This is a genomic window from Borborobacter arsenicus (genome assembly GCF_003934165.1).
Classification (GTDB): domain Bacteria; phylum Pseudomonadota; class Alphaproteobacteria; order Rhizobiales; family Rhizobiaceae; genus Pseudaminobacter; species Pseudaminobacter arsenicus.
This window is the reverse complement of the sequence record NZ_RKST01000016.1, coordinates 22253-42646: the sequence shown is the minus strand read 5'-3', so window position 1 is coordinate 42646 and position 20394 is coordinate 22253. Positions and strand designations below refer to the sequence as shown.

General features: G+C 60.2%; 22 protein-coding genes. 16 read left to right on the top strand and 6 right to left on the bottom strand.

The window, feature by feature from the left end:
• Positions 1 to 69: 69 nt before the first annotated feature.
• Positions 70 to 1095: an RcgR family putative quorum lactone hydrolase gene (locus EET67_RS17790; RefSeq protein WP_128627550.1), complete on the bottom strand. Its 1026-nt coding sequence runs from the start codon at positions 1093 to 1095 to the stop codon at positions 70 to 72.
• A complete protein-coding gene (locus tag EET67_RS17785) occupies positions 1085 to 2698 on the bottom strand; it encodes an RcgA family putative transporter (RefSeq protein WP_128627549.1) in 1614 nt (537 codons plus the stop codon). Before EET67_RS17785 ends, EET67_RS17790 begins: the two co-directional genes overlap by 11 nt.
• A 160-nt stretch (positions 2699 to 2858) precedes the next feature.
• Here EET67_RS17785 and EET67_RS17780 point away from each other — a divergent pair, with 160 nt between their 5' ends.
• A complete protein-coding gene (locus tag EET67_RS17780; protein ID WP_128627548.1) occupies positions 2859 to 3200 on the top strand; it encodes a hypothetical protein in 342 nt (113 codons plus the stop codon).
• A gap of 609 nt (positions 3201 to 3809) precedes the next feature.
• Here EET67_RS17780 and EET67_RS17770 read toward each other — a convergent pair.
• Genes EET67_RS17770 through EET67_RS17760 form a run of 3 tightly spaced genes read right to left on the bottom strand, consistent with a single transcriptional unit; the run spans position 3810 to position 5637 of the window.
• Complete coding sequence (locus EET67_RS17770; RefSeq protein ID WP_128627547.1) at positions 3810 to 4505, bottom strand: thermonuclease family protein; 696 nt, start codon at positions 4503 to 4505, stop codon at positions 3810 to 3812.
• Positions 4502 to 5038 carry a thermonuclease family protein gene (locus EET67_RS17765; protein ID WP_128627546.1) on the bottom strand — a complete coding sequence of 179 codons (537 nt, stop codon included), beginning with the start codon at positions 5036 to 5038 and terminating at the stop codon, positions 4502 to 4504. Before EET67_RS17765 ends, EET67_RS17770 begins: the two co-directional genes overlap by 4 nt.
• Positions 5035 to 5637, bottom strand: coding sequence for a hypothetical protein (locus EET67_RS17760; protein ID WP_165899945.1), 603 nt, complete (start codon positions 5635 to 5637; stop codon positions 5035 to 5037). The genes EET67_RS17765 and EET67_RS17760 overlap by 4 nt, the downstream gene beginning before the upstream one ends.
• Before the next feature lie 25 nt (positions 5638 to 5662).
• On the opposite strand from EET67_RS17760, the gene EET67_RS17755 reads away from it, so the two are divergent.
• The 15 genes from EET67_RS17755 to EET67_RS17685 all read left to right on the top strand — a co-directional run bounded on the left by EET67_RS17755 (position 5663) and on the right by EET67_RS17685 (position 18928).
• Entirely contained in the window at positions 5663 to 5884 is a 222-nt protein-coding gene (locus EET67_RS17755; protein WP_128627544.1) for a hypothetical protein, read from the top strand.
• Positions 5874 to 6662: a lytic transglycosylase domain-containing protein gene (locus tag EET67_RS17750; RefSeq protein WP_245451008.1), complete on the top strand. Its 789-nt coding sequence runs from the start codon at positions 5874 to 5876 to the stop codon at positions 6660 to 6662. Before EET67_RS17755 ends, EET67_RS17750 begins: the two co-directional genes overlap by 11 nt.
• A gap of 54 nt (positions 6663 to 6716) precedes the next feature.
• Positions 6717 to 7010 carry a TrbC/VirB2 family type IV secretion system protein gene (locus tag EET67_RS17745; protein WP_128627632.1) on the top strand — a complete coding sequence of 98 codons (294 nt, stop codon included), beginning with the start codon at positions 6717 to 6719 and terminating at the stop codon, positions 7008 to 7010.
• A 3-nt stretch (positions 7011 to 7013) separates the two neighbouring features.
• Positions 7014 to 7313: a VirB3 family type IV secretion system protein gene (locus EET67_RS17740; RefSeq protein ID WP_128627543.1), complete on the top strand. Its 300-nt coding sequence runs from the start codon at positions 7014 to 7016 to the stop codon at positions 7311 to 7313.
• A gap of 2 nt (positions 7314 to 7315) precedes the next feature.
• Complete coding sequence (locus EET67_RS17735) at positions 7316 to 9730, top strand: VirB4 family type IV secretion/conjugal transfer ATPase (RefSeq protein ID WP_128627542.1); 2415 nt, start codon at positions 7316 to 7318, stop codon at positions 9728 to 9730.
• Positions 9727 to 10791: a lytic transglycosylase domain-containing protein gene (locus tag EET67_RS17730; RefSeq protein WP_128627541.1), complete on the top strand. Its 1065-nt coding sequence runs from the start codon at positions 9727 to 9729 to the stop codon at positions 10789 to 10791. Before EET67_RS17735 ends, EET67_RS17730 begins: the two co-directional genes overlap by 4 nt.
• A gap of 11 nt (positions 10792 to 10802) precedes the next feature.
• Positions 10803 to 11501: a type IV secretion system protein gene (locus EET67_RS17725; RefSeq protein ID WP_128627631.1), complete on the top strand. Its 699-nt coding sequence runs from the start codon at positions 10803 to 10805 to the stop codon at positions 11499 to 11501.
• Positions 11498 to 11722: a hypothetical protein gene (locus EET67_RS26645; protein WP_128627540.1), complete on the top strand. Its 225-nt coding sequence runs from the start codon at positions 11498 to 11500 to the stop codon at positions 11720 to 11722. Before EET67_RS17725 ends, EET67_RS26645 begins: the two co-directional genes overlap by 4 nt.
• Before the next feature lie 9 nt (positions 11723 to 11731).
• Positions 11732 to 12742 carry a TrbL/VirB6 family protein gene (locus EET67_RS17715; protein WP_128627539.1) on the top strand — a complete coding sequence of 337 codons (1011 nt, stop codon included), beginning with the start codon at positions 11732 to 11734 and terminating at the stop codon, positions 12740 to 12742.
• A 44-nt stretch (positions 12743 to 12786) separates the two neighbouring features.
• Positions 12787 to 13482: a VirB8 family type IV secretion system protein gene (locus tag EET67_RS17710; protein WP_128627538.1), complete on the top strand. Its 696-nt coding sequence runs from the start codon at positions 12787 to 12789 to the stop codon at positions 13480 to 13482.
• Entirely contained in the window at positions 13479 to 14288 is an 810-nt protein-coding gene (locus EET67_RS17705; RefSeq protein WP_128627537.1) for a TrbG/VirB9 family P-type conjugative transfer protein, read from the top strand. The genes EET67_RS17710 and EET67_RS17705 overlap by 4 nt, the downstream gene beginning before the upstream one ends.
• Complete coding sequence (virB10, locus tag EET67_RS17700; RefSeq protein WP_128627536.1) at positions 14288 to 15505, top strand: type IV secretion system protein VirB10; 1218 nt, start codon at positions 14288 to 14290, stop codon at positions 15503 to 15505. Before EET67_RS17705 ends, virB10 begins: the two co-directional genes overlap by 1 nt.
• Positions 15486 to 16517, top strand: a complete 1032-nt coding sequence (gene virB11 / locus EET67_RS17695; RefSeq protein WP_128627535.1) for a P-type DNA transfer ATPase VirB11 — start codon at positions 15486 to 15488, stop codon at positions 16515 to 16517. Before virB10 ends, virB11 begins: the two co-directional genes overlap by 20 nt.
• Positions 16514 to 18547 (top strand): type IV secretory system conjugative DNA transfer family protein, encoded by a 2034-nt coding sequence (locus EET67_RS17690; RefSeq protein ID WP_128627534.1) that lies wholly within the window; start codon positions 16514 to 16516, stop codon positions 18545 to 18547. Before virB11 ends, EET67_RS17690 begins: the two co-directional genes overlap by 4 nt.
• Before the next feature lie 168 nt (positions 18548 to 18715).
• Complete coding sequence (locus tag EET67_RS17685) at positions 18716 to 18928, top strand: hypothetical protein (protein WP_128627533.1); 213 nt, start codon at positions 18716 to 18718, stop codon at positions 18926 to 18928.
• Positions 18929 to 18989: 61 nt separating this feature from the next.
• On the opposite strand, the gene EET67_RS17680 is transcribed toward EET67_RS17685, so the two are convergent.
• Complete coding sequence (locus tag EET67_RS17680) at positions 18990 to 20243, bottom strand: ATP-binding protein (protein ID WP_128627532.1); 1254 nt, start codon at positions 20241 to 20243, stop codon at positions 18990 to 18992.
• Positions 20244 to 20394 lie beyond the last annotated feature (151 nt).

The following is a 20394-nucleotide window of genomic DNA, read 5'->3' as shown; positions in this document are numbered from 1 at the left end:
TGGTGGGCAGATCGGGGATGGCTTCGCGGATTTGCTTGTCACAGGCAAACATGGGCTTTACGCTGAGGGTCACGCTCGCCGTTCCAATTTGTCAGGTCTCGACATAAACCGCTTCAAGCTCAAACCAGCCAGCAAAATGAAAGGGAGCATCGCGAGCGAATAGTGGCCACAGTCTAATTCCAGAATATTAGGCTGCGCGCCGGCGTCCTTCAGCCCTCGCATGAACGTCTGTGATAGCTCCGGCAACACCACCCTGTCTCTCTTAGCCAGCACGACGTGTAGATCGAGACCCGGCCGTGCCAAATTGAGCGCGTAATTCTCCAAATTAAGCGGACCCCAGGCCGTTCTGAGGTGGGTCAGATCAATCTCAGGCTCAAGGCTATCGTGTATCGCGCGTGTCGCGCGACCCGTCCAAACCATATCGGCCAAACTCCCCGCCGTCAGAAAGAGTGACGCCTTTGACACAGCCGGGTCGTGCGCTGCGATTAATCCGGCGACCCAGGAACCCAAGCTCATCCCTAGAACCGAAATGTCGCGATAGCCTGCACGCCTCAACCAACGAATGAGCTTTCGACCGTCTAGTACCGCCTGCCTTACGGATTGAATCGTTCGACCAAGGTTGGGGCTGAGCATATAATCCGCGTGCGAGGAACGGGGACGGCTGCGTTCGAAGTGATAAGGCATTGCAATCTCGACAACCGTAATGCCACGCCGCGAGAAAAAGTTGGCGATCATACGATTCCGCGCTCTCGCATTCCAATGGTGGAAAATCACCAGGGCCTGATCTAGGGACCCGCTGTCTGTGATTGTTGCCCAGACAACATTGTTCTCGTCGACGTCAGTGGAAATGTCCGATCGAAATTTGAGCCATTCGCCTTGTCTATCAAAACCCTGATCGGTGCCGCCCGGATTATCGTAAAAGGTTGGATCAGCCCCGGCATGGTCTGCAAGGACACAAAACTCTTCGATATCTGTTACCTTTTTCGCACCTGGAAAGGCACGTTCCGCATCAAGGACTAAATCGGTCGTCTTCTTCCCTTTGTCACCACGTCGCGCCCGCCGTTCGTCCCAACGATCAAGCCAGCTATGATACACTCTGATCGTTCCCCGATTTGCTCGCTCGCGCTGGGCTAAACCCTGGGTCAACCAAGCCGTAAATCGCGAGCAACCCCGCAACGCCCAGAAGGAGTGAGAAGCCTGAAAATGCGTCGATTAGTAGGTAACCACCAACCAGAAGCGCTACGACTCCCGACATCTTGTACAAGGGAATTTGGAATTGACTTCCGACGCCTAAACGGATGGCACCATACAAGAAGACGACACAGGCCGAGATGGCGACAAGAAGGCTGCTATAATGCGTCGGCATTGTGTAGCTGAAACGGTTGCCCGCATCGGCGCGCTCATACAGGGCCGAGGACAGATCGCTGAGCAACCAAGCCAAAATATTCTCTCCGCTGGATGTCAGGTAAGAACTTTGCAGCTTCATCACTGTAGCGATCAGAACGCCCAAAACCGTACACCGGAAAACCCACCGCATCACCCCGAAGCCGGCCTCATCCAGATCGAGGTCGACATGCGCCCCCGATCGATTTCTTGCTGCCTCGCCAAGCTTCCAAATATCATCGACAATCGCGTAAAGAAGGATGAGGCCTGAGAAAAGGAGGTAAAAGCAGAGGCACATATAGAGATATGCGAGCCCCGTGAACGCGATTGTCTCTGGAATCGATACGATCTCCGGTTGTACAATCGCAAACTTGCTCCAATCCATCGCAAAATTGCTTCCACCGTGGACCAGCGGGATCAAGCATACACCGATCCACTGGAAAAGACCGGCGAACAGCAGACAGATCAAAAAAACTGCCCAAAATGAATAGGATAGATCGTCTACAATGTGCTCCCAGGCATGGTAGCTTTCCTCCAAACCGCCGCATCGTATAATTCTTGGTCGTTCTTGATTCTTCCAGGAAGTCACTGCCTCTGAAACAGAGGCCAAAAACAGTGGCAGAAACACCATGAACACAAATGTCCAATTCGCTGTCCAAAGAAATCCGACTTGCTTAACGACGCCATCCGGGCGGCCATATTCCACGTTGTGAATGCCGATAGTGAACGACAAGAAACCAAGTGCGGAGATGCCCGCAAACACCGAAGCCGGCAAGTTCAAACGAGAACCGTCGGTAAAAAGTGCTTCCGATTTCCTCGCTAGACTAAGTCGTCGCCCCGATTCTATCGCGTCAGTATACCGTGGCGGCTCTGTCCGGGGATCTGTCTCGCCAGCGAAGGTCGCGATCGATTCCATATCTCGAGCTCCCACCGCATCGCCGTTACCCACTCTTTTCCATTCTCGTCTCTTGGCGGTCAGCTTCGATTGTGCCGCGCTTAGCTCAATCTGCCATTCGCTGGTCGCTACCGGATCATCACATCCAAAAACCCTGGCCAGCCAACGGATATTGGCGGCGCTAATTCCTTTGTCGTTTTCTTGAAACCAGAGCTGCACCGTTCGTAGATCGACTCCAATCCGATTGGAATCGATCTGCGAAATCGCCTCCGCAAGAAGTTCCGGCGTCCAGGGGCCTGCCGGAAATCCATCACTGCCCAACGGCCGCCCCGCTCCCGCAGCGGCCAAACGCTTGAACAACTCTTTGAAGTCACTCCCGTCCTGCGGTGGAGAGAGAAATAACTTTCCGTTTAGAAACAATAGCTTACATGCTCTGATTTCGTTCCGTTTCGCTACTCTTCATATCCTATCGTGTCATCGGTCTCGATCAACGGTTTTCTGTCAACTCGCTGGGCGGCGCGGGAAAGGATTGAATCGAGGGACGGGCGAACCGGTCCCAGCAACTTCCAGGAACGAGAAGATGGGCGGACGTTTCGATGCCTTGGACAGCACGATTTCGCCGATGATCGAAAACCACAGGCGAGCGCGCTCTCGACGGGTAGCACTCGAGCAACGCAAGTGGCTGGGCTGCTCACCTCTGTGTTCTCCTATGTTGATCCTTTTGCGATGGCGCGAGCGACGAGCCTTGTCGGGACTGATCGCCGTCTTTCCGTCGACCGCAGAGGAGGCTCGCAGCAAGCTTATTTATCTGATGGCCGTCATGATTATGGATCAGGCCCCAGACAAATTGGACGACGTCGCGACTGTGGTGGATACGCTGCGCCCCTATCAGGAAAGTTTGATCTGCCGCCTGCGAAAGTGAGTGACCGCGTTCGTTATACAGGGTGCGCATATTGGCCGTTCCGCTCCAACGTATTTGTCGGCAGTCAACCAGAACCAGACGGGTATCGGTTCGGAGGGCAGATTAGCGCTTCAGACTGAACCAGTGCCGCGAGACTTTGCCGCCTTCGTGCCTGATGTCGAAATAGTAGGGATCCTGGCGCAGAGGGCGAGACATTGTCACTGTCTGCTCGCAGCCGTCGCGACCGCCGAACCCAGATGGGCACGTATTCCGGACCTGCACACAGAGGTCGGGTCGAGCTCCGCCATGATCCTGATTGCTTGAGCCGACGGTCCATCCGGCAGGGCATTCGTCGTAGGCCTCATAGCCGGGTCTTCCGGTGCCGGCCTCGGGGCAGGTCGGCCACGAAAAGCCCCATCTGCCCATTGCTGAGATCAACCGATACATCGGAGGGTGGCACGCCGGCACCCCACGCCAAGATGGGTCCGAGGATGATGCGCACAAGAGCACTTCGCATCCCCACTCATTCGCATCAGCGCGGTCCGGGGACGATATCCACGTCGCCGCGGAGATAATTGTCGCTGTCGCGGCCAGCCCAACTCGGTTCATGTGGCGTTTCCTTCGATCATGCTATCGGTCTGTTCGCGTCGGGCGCGTACGCGCATCCTCGAACGGCGGTGAGATCTCGCTCTCGCGTTCGGCGAGCAGGTTGAAATCAGCGATCGGTCGTCTCGCAAGAGTCCGGTCTACCGCTTTGCGGCGCCACTCACGCATATCGAGCACATAGGTGGCCCACATGCCGTGCCGGGCGGACATGGCATAGTTCTGCCAGGTCAGATATTCGGCCGGCGCCGACGAGGTCACCCGTGCCCAACCCACGCGCAGCATTTCCAGGGCCAAATCGCGGTCGCCCACTGAGCACCTACCGAGCAGGGTACCCTTGGCATCATAGGCCCGAACGATGCAGGTCACTCGTGCGCTGCCAACCGTACGCTTCAACCACGCCTTCGACAGAGGACCGCACGGCACCGGCTTCGGAATTGCGCTTTCGCCGTGGCGGCGAGGATCGTAGGCCCATTGCGGCAATTCGCAGGCGTCGATCGAGGCCAGCCGTACCTTGTGCCGGCCTATCGGAAACCAAAGCGTTCGGCCGTCGATAACAGATGTCCGGCCCGAAACCCTTGTTGCCGGGCTCGCGCCTGGAACCGTTGCGGACTCGGCCGAGGACGGTCTTTGATCACCTAGGATGTCCGCCGACTGGACCGGATAGGGCAGGGCGGTCATCAGCAGAGCCACGATGCTCGACCTGACGGCAACCGACATCATGGCGACGTCCCTTCGCCGGCTGCACTTTGACCGAGCAGGAGCGCCGGATGCTGGACATCGTCGAATTGCCACAGACCGATCTTCTTTTCCCGGGCGGCCTGCTCCACTACAGCGTAAGGGGTGTGATGCGGCAGGCCGCGTTCGTCTAGGGCGGCGAACGCAAACCCGGAGGAGATCAGCAAATTGGCGAGATCCAGCCGATCGGCACCGATCGTGGCGTAGCAGGACACAAAGACTGTGCCGGCCGATTGCGCGACCTGTGCACAGACGGGATGTGTGTCCGCAATGTATGCGGCAAGAACCACCAGGGACGCCTCACCGCAGTCGCGACGAGCGCCCGACTTGTCGGTATAGACGGTACCGCGCAGACAGGCCTGCACGCCGAAGAGACGGAAGTGACGGCCACTGTCCTGCCAGCTGTCTCCGCTTTCGAGCATCACGCCTGATTTCAGTTCAAAATAGCCCTCCGGCGGCGCGGCCGTTGCCGGCGCCAAACTGGCGGTCAGCGACAAGAAGAGGGCAGGGGCTTTCATTGTGCCGCAATCCGTGGATCGGCCCACATGCCGTAGCCGCGCCGACCGATGTCCTCGGCCTCCTTCAGATCGGTTCGTGTGGGTGTCCCGTCCGATCGCTTCGCTACGCGGTGACTGCCGAGCGAGACCAACTGCTCCTCGAACATATCGACGGTGTCGAGGCTACCCGGATAATTGTAGTAGCCGTAGCAGGTCGCATCCTGCGCCTGCGCACCGGTCTCACTCACAAAAGCGCGGCAGTAGATCACACGGGGAGACTGGAGAAGCGTTGCCAGACCCTGACGCGCATAGTCCTCACAGGACCCGGCAAACCCTTCCTTGCGATTGACCATGTCGCCCGTGCAAGCCTCGATCCCGTAGAGATGCACCGTCAGATTCGCGTCGACGCGGAAGTCAGTAGGCGACACTGCCTTAAATCCGGAAGCGGACGCATAGCCTTTGCGCTCCGACACGTTTCCCTGGCCGTCGTAGTATTCCATGATCAGGACGGTCTTCCCGCGTGCCGCGAGCGAACGAACATAGGCTTCGTCCACCGGCCCGGCCGCATAGGCCGGCAGGCATGCGCTGATCGCCGCCACGTACCCGGCTGCTCGTCTCATTTGCAGTCGCCTCCAGGTTGTCACCTTGCTCGACATTGACCTGCCTCCTCTCTCTTTGCAAGAAAAAATCACAATCAATTTGACATTGTTTTTTCTCTCGCCTAACCATTCTCGCATCTATCGTTACAAGGCTTTGGATGCGGACCATGGGAAGCCAAGCGAAATCACCGTCGATAGCGCCGCTCCTGGCCGTGACAATCCTCACGAGTATATGCGTTACGCCGGGCAGAGCAGCATTGGCGTTTGAGCTGTCTGCGTCCACGCCTCTCCAGCACCAAGAGGTTAGGGAACATCGACAACAAGATGACGTGCCGTCTTCGGCTGACACTGTTGCCGAAACCCGTTGGGCGCGGTTGCCGGACGACTATGTGCTGGGGGAGGGTGGTCAGATCATCCCCCTGTACCAGGCGCCCGAGCCGATCGGAGCGCCGGCAGCCGCTGCAGACGATCCTGAAACAAATGACAATCATTTTGATAGTTGGATTCAGCCAGACACGCCTGCGTGCGGTCCATCGACGGCGACACCCGCCGAGATCACGCGCCTCGTGGTCGAGGCGGCACAACGGCACAATGTCGACGCGGGATTCGCCGTCGCGGTTGTGACCGCCGAAAGCAGGCTCGATCGGCTGCGCAATTCGCCCAAGGGCGCACGGGGTCCCATGCAGCTCATGCCCGCGACGGCCGAGCGATTCGGTGTGACCGATATCTGCGATCCTGAGCAGAATATCGATGGCGGAGTCCGCTACCTCCGCGCGTTGACCGACGAGTTTCGCAATCCGCTTCTCGTTGCCGCTGCCTACAACGCCGGCGAGGGACGCGTGCGCGAGCATGGCGGCATTCCGCCCTTCAAGGAAACGATCGGGTACGTCGCCGAAGTCCTCAACATTCAGATGGGCCTTGAGGGACGCGGAGCGACTGCGAGCGAACCACGTGACGTTGCTGATGAGCAGCGATCAGGCCCCGTCAGGGGTGTCATCACGTCGCGCGAACGCCGCCAATGGGTCGGCGGTGTCATGCATTTTTAGCCGGAGGCCACCATGAACGACCTTTCCTATTCGTCCGCTGCTCGGCCAGTGCCAATGCCGATTGCATTCGCCACGATGCTTGCCATCTGTCTGGTGTTTGCGGAGCCGGCATTGGCTCAATCCTCCGGCGCCTTTGCGCCGCTGGAAACCGCGGTCCAGATGATCGTGGATTTCATCACCGGGCCGTTCGGACGGCTTCTCGCCATCATCGCGGTCATCGCACTCGGCTTCCTTGCGTTCGCCGGCCGTCTCTCGTGGTTCACCGCCGGCGCGGTGGTGCTCGGCATCGGCCTTGTCTTTGGCGCACCGGCGATCGTCGACGAGATGATCGCGGCCGTGGGGAACTGAGCCATGGTCGAATTCACCGACGAAAGACCCCATCTGACGCCGCTGGTGATCGGCCTCACGCGGCCGCCAATGATGTGGGGTATTCCGCTGAACGCCTTCTACATCATCGTCGGTTTTACGCTGATCGCCTTCCTGGTGAGCACGAGCTTCTGGTCGGCGCTGATTGCACCGCTGATCTATCTCGCTCTCTTCGCCTTCTGCAGCCGCGATATCCGGATCCTGGATCTCGCCCAGGTTGTCGGCCGCCGCACGCCGCGCACGCCCAACCGGCTGTTCTGGCGCACCAATTCTTATGGGCCATGACCATGTTGAACGTCGTCGCCGAAGAGCTAGGATTTGGTCGTGAGCGCCGGCGCGAACGGCCGATGTCGAACCACATTCCGTATCTGCGCCATGTCGCAGACACCGTCATCGGCCTCGAAAGCGGGGCGATCCTTTCAGTGATCAAGCTGGATGGCCTGTTCTTTCAGACTGAGGATCAGGCCGAGCTCAACATGCGCGCGGCCGTCCAGAACACCTTGATCCGTGCGCTCGGGTCGAGCCGCTATTCGCTCTGGTCGACGGTGATCCGCAAGGAGGTCAAGCCCTCGATCGGGGGGACCTTCTCGGACGCGTTCTGCGATCTTCTGAACACCCGCTACATGGCGTCGCTGCGCGACAAGCGCATGTTCACCAACGAGCTCTACCTCACGATCGTCCGTTCCGGCATGCGTGGCGCGCTCGGCGCCGCCGAAGGTTTTTCGCGACTGCTCGATCGCTCCTCCGGCAGAGAAGTCCTTGAGCAGCGACTGCACGAACGCATCAACGAACTCGAAGAGATCGTCGGCAACGTCACGCGCGAGTTGCAAAAGTACGGCGCGCGGCCGCTTGGCGTCGTTTACCGCGATGGCGAGCCGTACTCGGAGCCCTGCGCCTTCATCAACACGCTGCTCACCTGCGGCGTCGCGCGCGAGATGCGCCTGCCGCGCATGGGCATCCGCAGCTATGTCGGGACGTCGCGCCTGCATTTTTCGAAGCGGACGTTGCAGTCACAGGGTCCGACCGAGGCGGAGAACCGCTTCGGCGCGATGCTGTCGATCAAGGAATATCCTCCATTCTCCGGGCCTGGGATGCTCGATGGGCTCCTGCAGATGAACCACGAGTTCATCTGCACCCAGTCGTTCACTCTTGCAGACAAGCCGATCGCGCAGGAGCGCATTTCGCGGCTGCAGCGCCAGATACACGCATCGGATGAATCGGGCAGCACGGTCGAGACCGATATCGATTTCGCGCTGAACAGCCTGCTCAACCAGGAAGCCGTCTTCGGCTATCACCATTTCAGCCTGTTGTGTCTGTCGCGCGATCTCGCTGGCCTCGACAAGGCTGTCGCCGAGCTCGGCTCCTGCCTCACCGACATGAACATCAATTGGCTGCGCGAGGACCTCAACATGGAGGCCTCGTTCTGGGCGCAACTGCCGGGCAACCACGCCTACATCGCCCGCTCCTGCATGCTGTCGAGCGCGAATTTTTCCGGCTTCTCTTCGCTGCACAATTTCGCGACCGGTTCGCTTCGTGGCAATCACTGGGGACTGCCGATTTCGATCCTCGAAACGACATCGCAGACACCCTACTGGTTCAATTTCCATCAGCGCGACATCGGCCATTTTTTGGTGACCGGACCGACCGGGTCGGGCAAGACCGTGGCGCTGACCTTCCTGCTTGCGCAAGCCTTCCGGGTCTCGCCTGAGCCGCGGGCCGTCTTCTTCGACAAGGACCGCGGTGCCGAGATCTTCATTCGTGCCGTAGGCGGCGACTATGAGGTGCTCCAGCCTGGTATCGCGACCGGCTTCAATCCGCTGCAACTGGAAAACACACCCGCAAATCGCGAGTTTCTGCATCGCCTGCTCAAAGCCATGCTCAATCCGGCCGACGGCCACGGGTTCAGCCAGGAAGAAGACGACACGCTGGAGCGCGCGATCGGGCGCATCTGCCAGGAGCCGGTCGAACAGCGTACGCTCGCCAATCTTTCCGGCCTGTTGATGGGTCGCGCTCGCTCCGACGCCAACGATCTCCAGTCACGTCTGCGTCCATGGTTCGAGGGCGAGAAGGCCTGGCTCTTCAATGCGCCGCAGGACGCTTTGTCGTTCTCGGGCCGCCGATTTTTCGGCTTTGACATGACGCACATCCTCGACAACAGGGAAGTGCGCACGCCGGCGCTGATGTACATCTACCACCGGCTGGACGAACTGCTTACCGGCGAGCCCGTGCTCATCTTCATGGATGAGGGCTGGAAGCTTCTGCAGGATCCGATCTTCTCGAACTACATCGTCGACAAGATGAAGACGATCCGGAAGCTCAACGGGATCGTCGGGTTCGGGACCCAGTCGGCAGCTGACATTGCACGCTCGCCGCAATCGCACACGCTGATCGAGCAATCCGCGACGAACCTGCATTTCCCGAACCCACGCGCAGACGAGGAAAGCTACATCCGGCGCTTCGGCCTGACGGCCAAGGAATACGCCTTCATCCGCAACACGCCGCCCGAGCGGCGGACATTTTTGATCAAGCACGGCAACGACTCCGTCATCGCCAGGCTCGACCTCACCTCCATGCCGGATCTCGTACGCGTGATGTCCGGCCGCAAGGAGACGATCGAGCAATGTTCAGCACTTCGCGCGCAGCTCGGTGACGATCCGGCGAACTGGTTGCCTGTGTTCTGCGGTTGGGAGCGAGCGGGATGATCAGACGCCTTTCCATCGTTCTGATCTTTGCAGCATCGCCTGCTTTGGCCGATATCCCCACCATCGACGGCACCGTGCTCGATGAGCGCGAGGATCGCGATCGGAAAACCGGCGAGATCGAGAAGGTCGACGAGGAGCGCTACGTCAACAATCAAAGCGTGACCTGCTCCATGTACCGGCCAGGCCGGAAGGATGACCCGGTCGCAGCGGCGAATGCGAATCCGGCGATCGCCGGGCTGGTTCGTCGGATCGCGCGGGAGGAGGGCGTCGACGAAAACCAGTTCCTGGCGCTCGTCTACCAGGAGAGCCGCTTCAACCCCTGCGCCAAATCTCCAGCGGGGGCGATCGGGCTTGCCCAGCTGATGCCCGGCACGGCTGGCGACCTCGGCGTCGATCCCTACAACATCGAGCAGAACCTGCGCGGCGGCGCGCGCTACTACAAGCAGCAGCTTCGAAAGTACAACGGCAATGTTTCGCTGGCGCTTGCCGCATACAATGCCGGCGCGGGGAACGTGAACAAATATGGTGGCATCCCACCGTTCAAAGAGACGCAGGGCTATGTCGCCAACATAACCCAGAAGTGGCTGCCGGCCTTCGGGGGTTCGGACAAGTCCGGCATTCCGTTCAACTATGGCGGTGGCGGCGCCTATGCGGGCGCCCGGACCAGCACCATGAACGCAATGGGCCTGACCGCTGCGATCGGCGAGGGGTCCGGCGATGTCACGTCGTGGCTGACGCAACTCGGCAACATGGGCGCCGGCACGATCCAGGACAGCTGGGATCACAATTCGGGTGCGCGCAACGCGAACATCGAGCTCATCAATCGGCTGATCCTGCTCGGCACGGCGTTCGCCGATCTCACAAATTCCAGCAATGCCATGACGCTCGGCGACCAATCCGGGACGAACCGATCGACCCGTTACGAAATGGTGAACGATGGCGACGATCGGCCGGCGGCCGGCTTCTGCGATGAGCGCGAAGGCTTCATCTGGGAGGCCGGCGCGAAGGCTTGTGTCCAGCGCATCGATGCGCAGGCGGAACTGCTTCTCGAGACTCAGTGATGGAGATCGATATGAGACGTTCATTGGTAATCTTGGGCTTGGTCGGCGTAGGCGTCACGCCGGCTGCAGCCGATATCCCGGTCATCGACAAGACCAACTACGCAGTCGCGCGGGACACCGCCGAAAAGACCGGCAAGATCCTCGATACGAACAAGGAAATCCTCACAACGGTCGAGGAGACCTTAAAGGCCGTAACCGGCGACCGCGGCGGCGACGCTGGTCCCCTGAAGGATATCGCGATCGGCAACGGTTTTAGCGTCTCCTCTATGCCGTCCTTCGACAGCATCCTGAAGGGCGGGATCGCCGATTTCGGCTCGCTCGATCCCAAGGTGGTCGAAGCTGCCACGCTGTTTATTAACGGCCTTCAGCTCGTGCGGTCGCTCTCGGGCAAGGAAAACAGCTCGCTTGCCAGTGACAAATCCTATGAGGAGCTGATGAAGACAGTGATGGGGGTCTCGGCTCTGATCACCGGTTCTCAAGCTGCCGTCGAAACGCGTCGCTCCGCGCTCGAAACCGCCGGCGGCGACATCGGCAAGGCCGAGGACATCAAGGGCTCGATCGACCAGAACACGCAGCTGCAGGTTCAGACGGGCCTGACGTTGAACGAAATGATCGGCGTGCTGAACGCCGGTGTGCAATCGTTGCACGCCGAAAACCAGCGCAAGCTGACCGACATATCGAACACCAAAAAGGCGCTGCGGTACGAATGAGAGGGCGGCAGTGCATCTCGATCGCTCTGGTATTCGCACTGGCCGTTCTCGCCAGCGGGTGCGGCACACCGCGCGAGAAGACGGCGCCGTGCAAACGACCGGCCAATTTGTTGAGCTATGCCAGCACCGGTGACGAGTGCGGCCCGACAATGTCCGTCAATACGGACAGGGCAGCCGCATTGGCGGCGATCGAGGATCTGGCGTCCGTGGAAGAAGAATAGGGCAGGGCGGTGGACGACTTCATTGGCGAACTGCTGGATCGGATTGACGCGTCGGGGCAGAATTTCTCGCAAAGCGCCTACGAGGCACTGAGCCGGGATCTCGAGCCGCTGCTTCGCTTGCTCTTCGTCCTTGCGGTTCTGTTCTATGGGGTGCAGCTTTTCCTCGGGACGTCACGCCTCCGCGTGGCCGAGATCATAGGCCGGCTGGTGCGTGTGTTCGTCATCCTCGTGCTTGTCGGCACCTGGTCGAACTTCAACGATCTTGTCTATGATTGGCTGACCACGGTGCCGGAGGCGGCCGGCCGCGCCATTTTGGCGGCGTCCGGCACGGGCGTGACCGAACCCACGAACGGGCTGTCGCAAATCTGGGAAACCGCTAACGTCGCCGCCGCCGCCTTCTCGGAGCAGGCGGGTTATCTCTCTGTCCTGCCCGCTTTGATCGGCATCGTCATTATGCTGTTCGCAGGCATCTTCGTCGCAATCGCCTTAGGGATTCTCGTTCTTGCGAAGGTGATCCTCTGGGTTCTTCTCGGTACCGCACCCATATTCATCTCCTGCTTTTTCTTTGATTCGACACGCAACTACGCAGTCGGTTGGCTCAATCAGTCGCTGCTTTATGCAATGATTCCTTTGTTCGTCTACGTGATCGCCGCATTCCTGATCGCGGCGATGGAGCCGGAACTAACAACGATCGACAGCATCTCCGGCGATCGCGAGCTTAAGCTAAGCGACTTCGCTGCCTTCATCATGTTGTGCATCGCCGGCGCGTTCGTGCTTTTCCAAGTGCAGTCTTTGGCGCAAGGCATCGTTGGGGCGTTTGCGACCGCCATCGGTCACGAATCGCGCCGGCACGCCTATCGCGGCGTCTATCTCGGGCGGGAAGCGATTGGCCAGTCTGCGCGCCAGACGCAGGCAGCGGTCCATCGTGTCCAGGCTCGACTTCACGCACCGCGGCAGGGTGGCGCCGGCGCCTCCATGCAGCGCGCGATTACGTCGAATGGAACGCCTCGGCAGACGTGACGCCAGGCTGATGTTGGATCCCGAACAACACGAAAAGGGCAGGGATGGCAGACAAGTCAGAATCCGCGCTGCGCTCCTATTTCCAGCAAGGCGACATCTGGGAGCAGGAGATCATAAAACGGGCGAAGCGCTCGGCGCGCGTCGCGTGGTTTTTCTCGATTGTCTTTGCCGGAATCGCCCTGCTCAGCCTGCTCGCCGTCGTGCTGATGCTGCCGCTGAAGAGCTTCGAGCCCTACGTCGTCACCGTCGACCAGACCACGGGCTACATCGAGGTAAAGTCCGGCCTGACAAGGCCGGCAAACCTCACCGAGCAGCAAGCGATCACACAAGCCAATGTCGTGCGCTACATCCGTGCCCGCGAAGGCTACGATCCCTACGCCATTACCGAGAATTTTGGTATCGCGGCGCTGCTCTCCGCGGACGAGGCGGCGCGCGAACTGCAGACCCTCTACAGCGCGGCCAACGCGCAGAACCCCACAAAGGTCTATGGCCGGCTGAAGCGGGTCCTCGTCGAGATCAAGTCCGTGACGTTCCCGAATGCCAGCACGGCGATTGTCCGCTTCTCTACCAACGAACGCAGCGACACGGAATCGGTCGTCCGTCATTGGATCTCCGTGGTGCGCTTCCGATACACCAACACGCCAACCCGCAACGAATGGCGCTTCGAGAACCCTCTAGGCTTCCAGGTCTATTCCTACCGTCGGGATCAGGAAACGGTCACGTCCGGAGATGCGCAATGAGGCGCCGCTGCTGGACGGCTGCTATCATTCTGTACGGCGCGCTGTGGCCCGCGATGGCCGCGCAGACGCCGAAGGGCGGTTCTCTCGATGCACGGGTCACCAGCGTCACCTATCAGGAGAACAACGTCGTCCAGGTTTTTGCGACGTACGGCATCTCGACCATGATCATCTTCGACGAGGACGAGAAGTTCGAGACGATCTCGCTCGGCGACACGGAAAGCTGGCAGGTCGTCCCAGCCGAAAAGGGCAACATCCTCTTTGTGAAGCCAATCGCGCAAGACGTCGTCACGAACATGAACGTCGTCACCGACAAGCGCATTTACTATCTCGAGCTCCACGATTTCGCGCCAGAGGCCGGCCGCAAGGTATTTGGAATCCGGTTCCATTACCCGGAGAAGAATCTCAATGCCGCCTTGCGGCAGGAGGCCGAACAACGCGCTGCCTGGCCAAATATATCCGGCATCGACAAAGCCAACGTCAACATCGACTATTCGTTCTCGGGTGATGCCCGTCTGAAGCCGCTCATGGTCTTCGACGACGGCAACAAGACCTTCTTCAAGTTCGACCGACGCGTGCCGGCGATCTTCGCGGTCAACTCGGATTTTTCCGAAACACTCCGAAACTTCCGCAGGGAAGGGGAGTACATCATAGTCGACGGGTCAGCGACCCAGTTTACGTTGCGGGACGGCGATCAGTGGATCTGCATCTTCAATCTCAGAAAGCCGGATTTCGCAGCACCGGATCCGGCAATCCTCGGGCCGGTCGAAGATGACAAGGCCAAGCGCCGGCGTAGGAGCGGAAACTGATGAAGCGCTCCCCCGAACTCGAGGCCCTCGGTCAGGGCGACGATCCGGTCATCGCCGACAATGCCGTTCGTCGTAAGCAACTCGTCGGTGGCGCCGTTCTGGTCCTGCTGGGCATTGCCGCCGGTTATCTGGTTCTCGCCGGCAGGCAGCCGCCGGTCCGCGACATGCTCGACGGCGACGAGGAGTTCACCACCACGACGTTTCGTCCTCCATCCTTCGTGCGCGAGGGCCAGCCTGAGCCCGAACCTCCGGCACCGGAAGTCGTGCAAATACCGCCGCCGCCGCCCCCACCTCCGGCCGAGGAGGTTGATACGACCGAGTTCGAGGTTCCACCGCCGCCCGTGCCAGGCGCATCGCCAGCGCCACAGCAGGCGGCCGAGCCGCCGGGGGAAGAATTCCCAGAGCGGTTTAGATCGAAGCTGGTTGTCATCGACAACGCCGCGTCCCGCGCTGATGGCAGTCTGACCGGAGGCGAGGGTGAGGGGCTCACTGTCGCCGGCGAGGATCGTAGCAGCAAGTTCCTTGCCGCGGCAGCCAGCATTGGGGACCGCAGCGCCAAAGCTCGGAAGATCGAGCGCATCGATGCGCTTGTTCCGGAGGGCACGCTGATTCCCGGCATCCTCGAGACGGCAATCGTCAGCGATCTGCCGGGCCAGGTGAGGGCGATCGTCTCGCAGGACGTCTACTCCTTTGATGGGCGACGCATTCTGATCCCGACCGGCACCCGCCTCATCGGCGAGTACCAGTCCGAGATCACGCGCGGCCAGACGCGGATATTCGTCGTCTGGACCCGTATGCTGCGCGATGACGGCGTGACAGTCCGACTGAATTCGATCGGCGCCGACAGCCTGGGCCGTGCGGGTCTGACCGGGCGCGTCGACAAGAAGTTCCGGGAGCGCTTCGGCGCCGCCATTCTGCTGTCGATCGTTGGCGCCGGCGCCAGCTACCTCACTGGTTACGGCAGCGAGGCTGCGGCCGGGGATAGCGACGATGCCCGGAACGCGGAAGAACTGGCGCGCGAGACGCTCGCGCAGACTTTTTCGGACATGGCCAACCAGGCATTGGGAGATTCCCTGCGAATTCCACCGACGATCAGTGTTAGCCAAGGCGAGCGCATCTTCGTCTTCGTCCGCCAGGACCTCGATTTCTCCGCCCTGTACGAGGATCCCGTCACCGAAGCGCTAAGGGAGATCCGTCGTGAACGCGGTCTCAACTGAGCTTGCCTCCGACAACCGGCACTACTTTCTCTATCGGGCGCTCGCTTCGTTAAAAGCGTTTCTCAACGATCGCGACGTCGTCGAGATCTCGGTCAACCGACCGGGTCAGGTCTATGTCGAGCGGCTCGGCACCGCCCATATGGAGCTCCACGAGATCCCGAGTCTTACCACGGCCGAGATCATCAATATCGGCGAACGCGTCGCCGCCAGCACCAACCAGTTCGTCAGCCCAGCAAATCCTATTCTTAGTGCCGCACTGCCCACCGGCGAGCGCGTCCAGGTTGTCTTGCCGCCTGCGGCGCCCGACGGCGGCACGCTGTCGATCCGCAAGCAGGTCATCAGCGACTTCACGCTCGACGACTATCGCGATCAGGGATCGCTTGATCAGGTGGCGATCGCCGTGGGTGGACTCAGTGAGACCGACCAAGCCTTGATCGACCAGCTCTCGGACAGGAACATCTACGGCTTCATCCGCACGGCGATCGTCAACCGCGTGTCGATCCTGATCAGCGGCGGTACCTCGAGCGGCAAGACGACATTCCTCAATGCCTGCCTGAAATCGGTCGATCCCGAGGAGCGCATCATCACGCTGGAGGATACCCGCGAACTGTTTCCGCCGCAGAAGAACGCGGTACATCTGCTCGCATCCCGCGGCGACCAGGGAACGGCAAACGTGACGATCCAGTCGTTGCTCGAGGCTTCGCTGCGCATGCGTCCGGACCGGCTGTTCGTCGGTGAGGTGAGAGGATCGGAGGCATTCGCCTTCCTGCGTGCCATCAACACGGGTCATCCGGGCTCGATGTCGACTGTCCATGCCGACACGCCGCTTGGCGCCTATGAGCAGCTCGCCATGATGGTCATGCAGTCCGGCTTGTCGGCCGCTTATCCGAAGGCGGACCTGATCTCCTATATCCAAAGTGTCATCCCGATCGTGATCCAGCTGCGCAGGGAAGGGGGCCGCCGCGGCGTCTCTGAAATCTTCTTCGCGCGCGGCCGGGAGGATGCGCCATGACCGGGTCGCTACGCGTCTTCTATTTCGGCTTTTGCCTGACCGTCGCCTTTGCCGTCTGGCTCCTGGCCTATGGTCTTGGTTTGCAGTTGCTGTATGGCGATGGTCGGATTCTGCAGGCAACCATCACCACAAATCCCTTTGCCCCATTTCAGCAGCTGATCGCCTATGGGGACAGCGGCATCCTGCGCGTTGTGGCACTGGGTGCTCTTCTTCCAGCCGCGCTAGTTGCCGGTATCGTGGCCTATGCAGGTCTTCGACCGAACTCGAGCCCCCTCGGCGATGCCCGTTTCCAGACCGCCATGACACTTCGCCGTGATGGATGGTTCAGGAGGAAAGGGAAAATCCTCGGCCGTTTCGGGCGTCTGATTCTCCGCGTGGACGACGATCGGCATCACCTGATCATCGGGCCGACACGCTCGGGGAAGGGGGCTTGCTACGTTGTCCCCAATGCACTTTCGCATGAAGGCTCGATGATCGTCACCGACCTCAAGGGCGAGATTTTTCGCAGCACTGCCGGCTATCGAAAATCCAAGCGCAGTCAGGTCTTCCTGTTCGCGCCGGGATCGGAACGTTCGCATCGCTACAATCCACTTGATTTTATCCGGCCTGACCGCGGCGACCGCACCACGGACATCCAGAATATGGCCGCGATCCTCGTTCCGGAAGTCAGCGAATCCGAGAACTCGATCTGGCAGGCTACCGCCCAGCAGGTGATCGCCGGCGCGATCAGCTACATCAACGAAAGCGCTTATTACAAAGGTCATCGGACTCTCGGCGAGGTCACATCCTTCTTCAACAGCGGCGCAAACCTGCAGGCGCTGATGACCCTCATCAAGGAACGGGAACCCTACCTGTCACGCTTCACTGTCGAGAGCTTCAATGCCTATACCGCCTTGTCCGAGCGTGCCGCGGCATCGGCTCTGCTCGACATTCAGAAGGCGTTGCGCCCATTCCGCAACGAGCGTGTCGTGGCAGCGACATCGGTCACCGACATGGATCTGCGCGCTTTGAAGCGCCGCCCGATCTCGATCTACCTCGCTCCCAACGTCACCGACATCACGCTGCTACGACCACTGCTCGCACTGTTCGTGCAGCAGACTCTCGACGTGCTGATGCTCGAGCATCCGGAGCGCTCGGTGCCGGTCTACTTCCTGCTCGACGAGTTCCGTCAGTTGAAGAAGATGAGCGAGATCACGACCAAGCTGCCCTACGTGGCCGGCTACAACGTGAAGATGGCCTTCGTCATCCAGGACCTGAAGAACCTGGATGAGATCTATGGCGAGACAGCCCGGCACTCGCTCATGGGCAATTGCGGCTACCAGTTGGTCTTCGGCGCCAACGACCAGGTAACGGCGGAGGCCGTGTCGAAAGGCCTGGGCAAGCGCACCGTTCGCTACAAGACTGAATCCCGCACGATAGAACTAATGGGCCTGCATCGTCGTACCAAGGTGGAGCAACTGCGGGAGCGCGACCTGATGATGCCGCAGGAGGTGCGACAGATGCCGGGAGACAAGATGGTCATCATGGCCGAGGGGCAGGGGCCGATCTTCGCCGACAAGCTGCGCTTCTTCCGCACAGCGCCGTTCAGCGGGATGGAGCGGTTCTCACAGTTCCATGTGCCGGACGTGCCGGCAACCGAGTTCCTGCCGCCCCGGCCGGTGCCGGCGACAACTGAGGCATATGTCGGAGAACATATCGATGCTGCCAAGCCGGAGGAACTAACGGTCGGTCCGAAGAAAGCGGCAAAACTTCCCATCAGGAGGTCGTTGGCTTCAAGCGTCGCTGCTGGGGAGCTCGAGGGACAAGATTTGGTGCCTACCGTCGGACGGGCTTCGGTGCGACGCCGTTCAGGCGGCGCCACACCAAGCTCGCTCGACGCGGATTTCGTCAAGGCCGCACGGCGGTTGAAGTCGCTCGCAACGGGGGCGGTTAAACCCGGAAAGCCGCGCGACAAATCGGGAAACTGGGGACGGATCTTCGACGCCACCGTCCCTGACGAGATCGAGATCGCCGAGGCCGACGCTGTGTAGTCGCATAGGCGGTCCGGCCGCCTGCGTCGTCGGCAGTTCGGTCAGGATGAGGACAGCGGCTCCGTCCTCTCGTGGGAAGCGTTGACCTGGTCCATTTGCGACGACCCATTGAGTTTGGTCGGCCGAGAACAATCCCCATATGAGCGCTTAGACAGAGAGGAAGGAGCCATGCGGAACGTTCCCGGTATCAAGGTGTTTGAGCCGGCCGAGATCGATGATCTCCAAAGCTGTTTCGACACCATCCTTGAACGACGCGGTGTGGCTCGATCGAGTGAGGTGGCCGATGCCATCGCAAGAGCGCTTGTGCTCGCCTACCAGCGCGGTGTCGCGGACCGCAATGAACTTATTCGACTTGCCGATCTTGCCATTGACGAGCAATAGTCGAACGGTATATTATCCTTTAGGATCAATCACTTAGTTCCATAAACTAAATTATGCGACTTCACGTTGACCAGAGAAGTGACAACGGCGCGGCCTGCAGCTTTTCGCCAAACGGCGTCACGCGATCATGGTCATGGAGTACGAGTCCACGCACGAAACGGTTGCCTACCGCTTCCTGCAGCTGACGAAGCCCGCGAAAATCCTGCGCCCGCACCGTCGCGCTGGCCTTTACCTCGATTCCGATGATCCTCCCGCGACGATCTTCGATGACGACATCGACCTCGTCCTGGTCCTTGGTCCGGTAGTGCGAGAAGGAGACGCGTCGCTCCGACCACGATGCGAGCTTAAGGAGTTCCGACACGACGAAGGTTTCGAGAAGGGCGCCGAAGCGCGTTCGATCCTGCTGCAGCGTTCCTTGCTCATCCTCGCGCAATGTCGCAAGTAGCCCGCTGTCGAGAAAATGCAATTTCGGCGTCTTGATGAGGCGGCTCAGCCGGTTGCTCGACCACGGCGCCAAGGTCCGGACCAGGAAAAGGCGCTCGAGGATAGCCACATACTTCTGTGCCGTCACGCTCGACAGGCCGAGAGCGGCGCCGAAACTGGAATGGTTGACGAGCTGACCAGCGTGCTCCGCGAGAACCGCGAGAAGTCGCGGCAAACGATCGAGCTGATCAATATTGGCGATATCCCGGACATCCCGATCGAGGATTTGGGTCACATAGTCTTCGAGCCAGGCGGTGCGGCGCGCCTGGCTCGTTCGCCGTAAGGCCTCCGGATATCCGCCGCCGAGAACGAGGGCGATCAGTTCGTCGCCGAGCACCACATCGCCCGTAACGGCCAGGTCATCACCTGCGTATAGGCGGTCCAGCAGACGTCCTGGCGTTGAGCGGACCTCCGATTGGGCAAACGGCAAGAGCGAGATCGTCGCCATCCTACCGGCGAGGGAATCCGCGATCGCCGGCACCGTGGCGATATTGGCCGAACCGGTCAGAAGAAACCGACCGGGTGCATCGTCTCGGTCGACGCTCTCCTTGATCGCTAGCATGAGTTCTGGCGCGCGCTGGACCTCGTCAATGACCGCGCGGTCGATACCTCTGACGAAGCCCACGGGATCGGCGCGTGCAGCGCTTAAGGCGCTGGCATCATCGAGAGTGATATACGGTCGGGCCGCTCCGGAAAATTGCCTGGCTAAGGTTGATTTTCCGGCCTGACGCGGGCCAATGATCAGGACAGCGCGGGTATCCTCCAGCGCCGCTTCGACAAGCGGGCGAATCTTCCGATCAATGAGTTTGCGCGGCGATGTCGCGTCAGCCATGCGTCCATCTTTAACGCACGTCCCGTCCGATTTAAAGTGATGTAGCGACCGATTCGTATCCAAGGCATCGAGGCCACCACGCAGGTCACAACCCAGTGGATTCCCCGCAAACACTCATTATACTGCGTCGCTGTTTACTGCGCATTCTGTT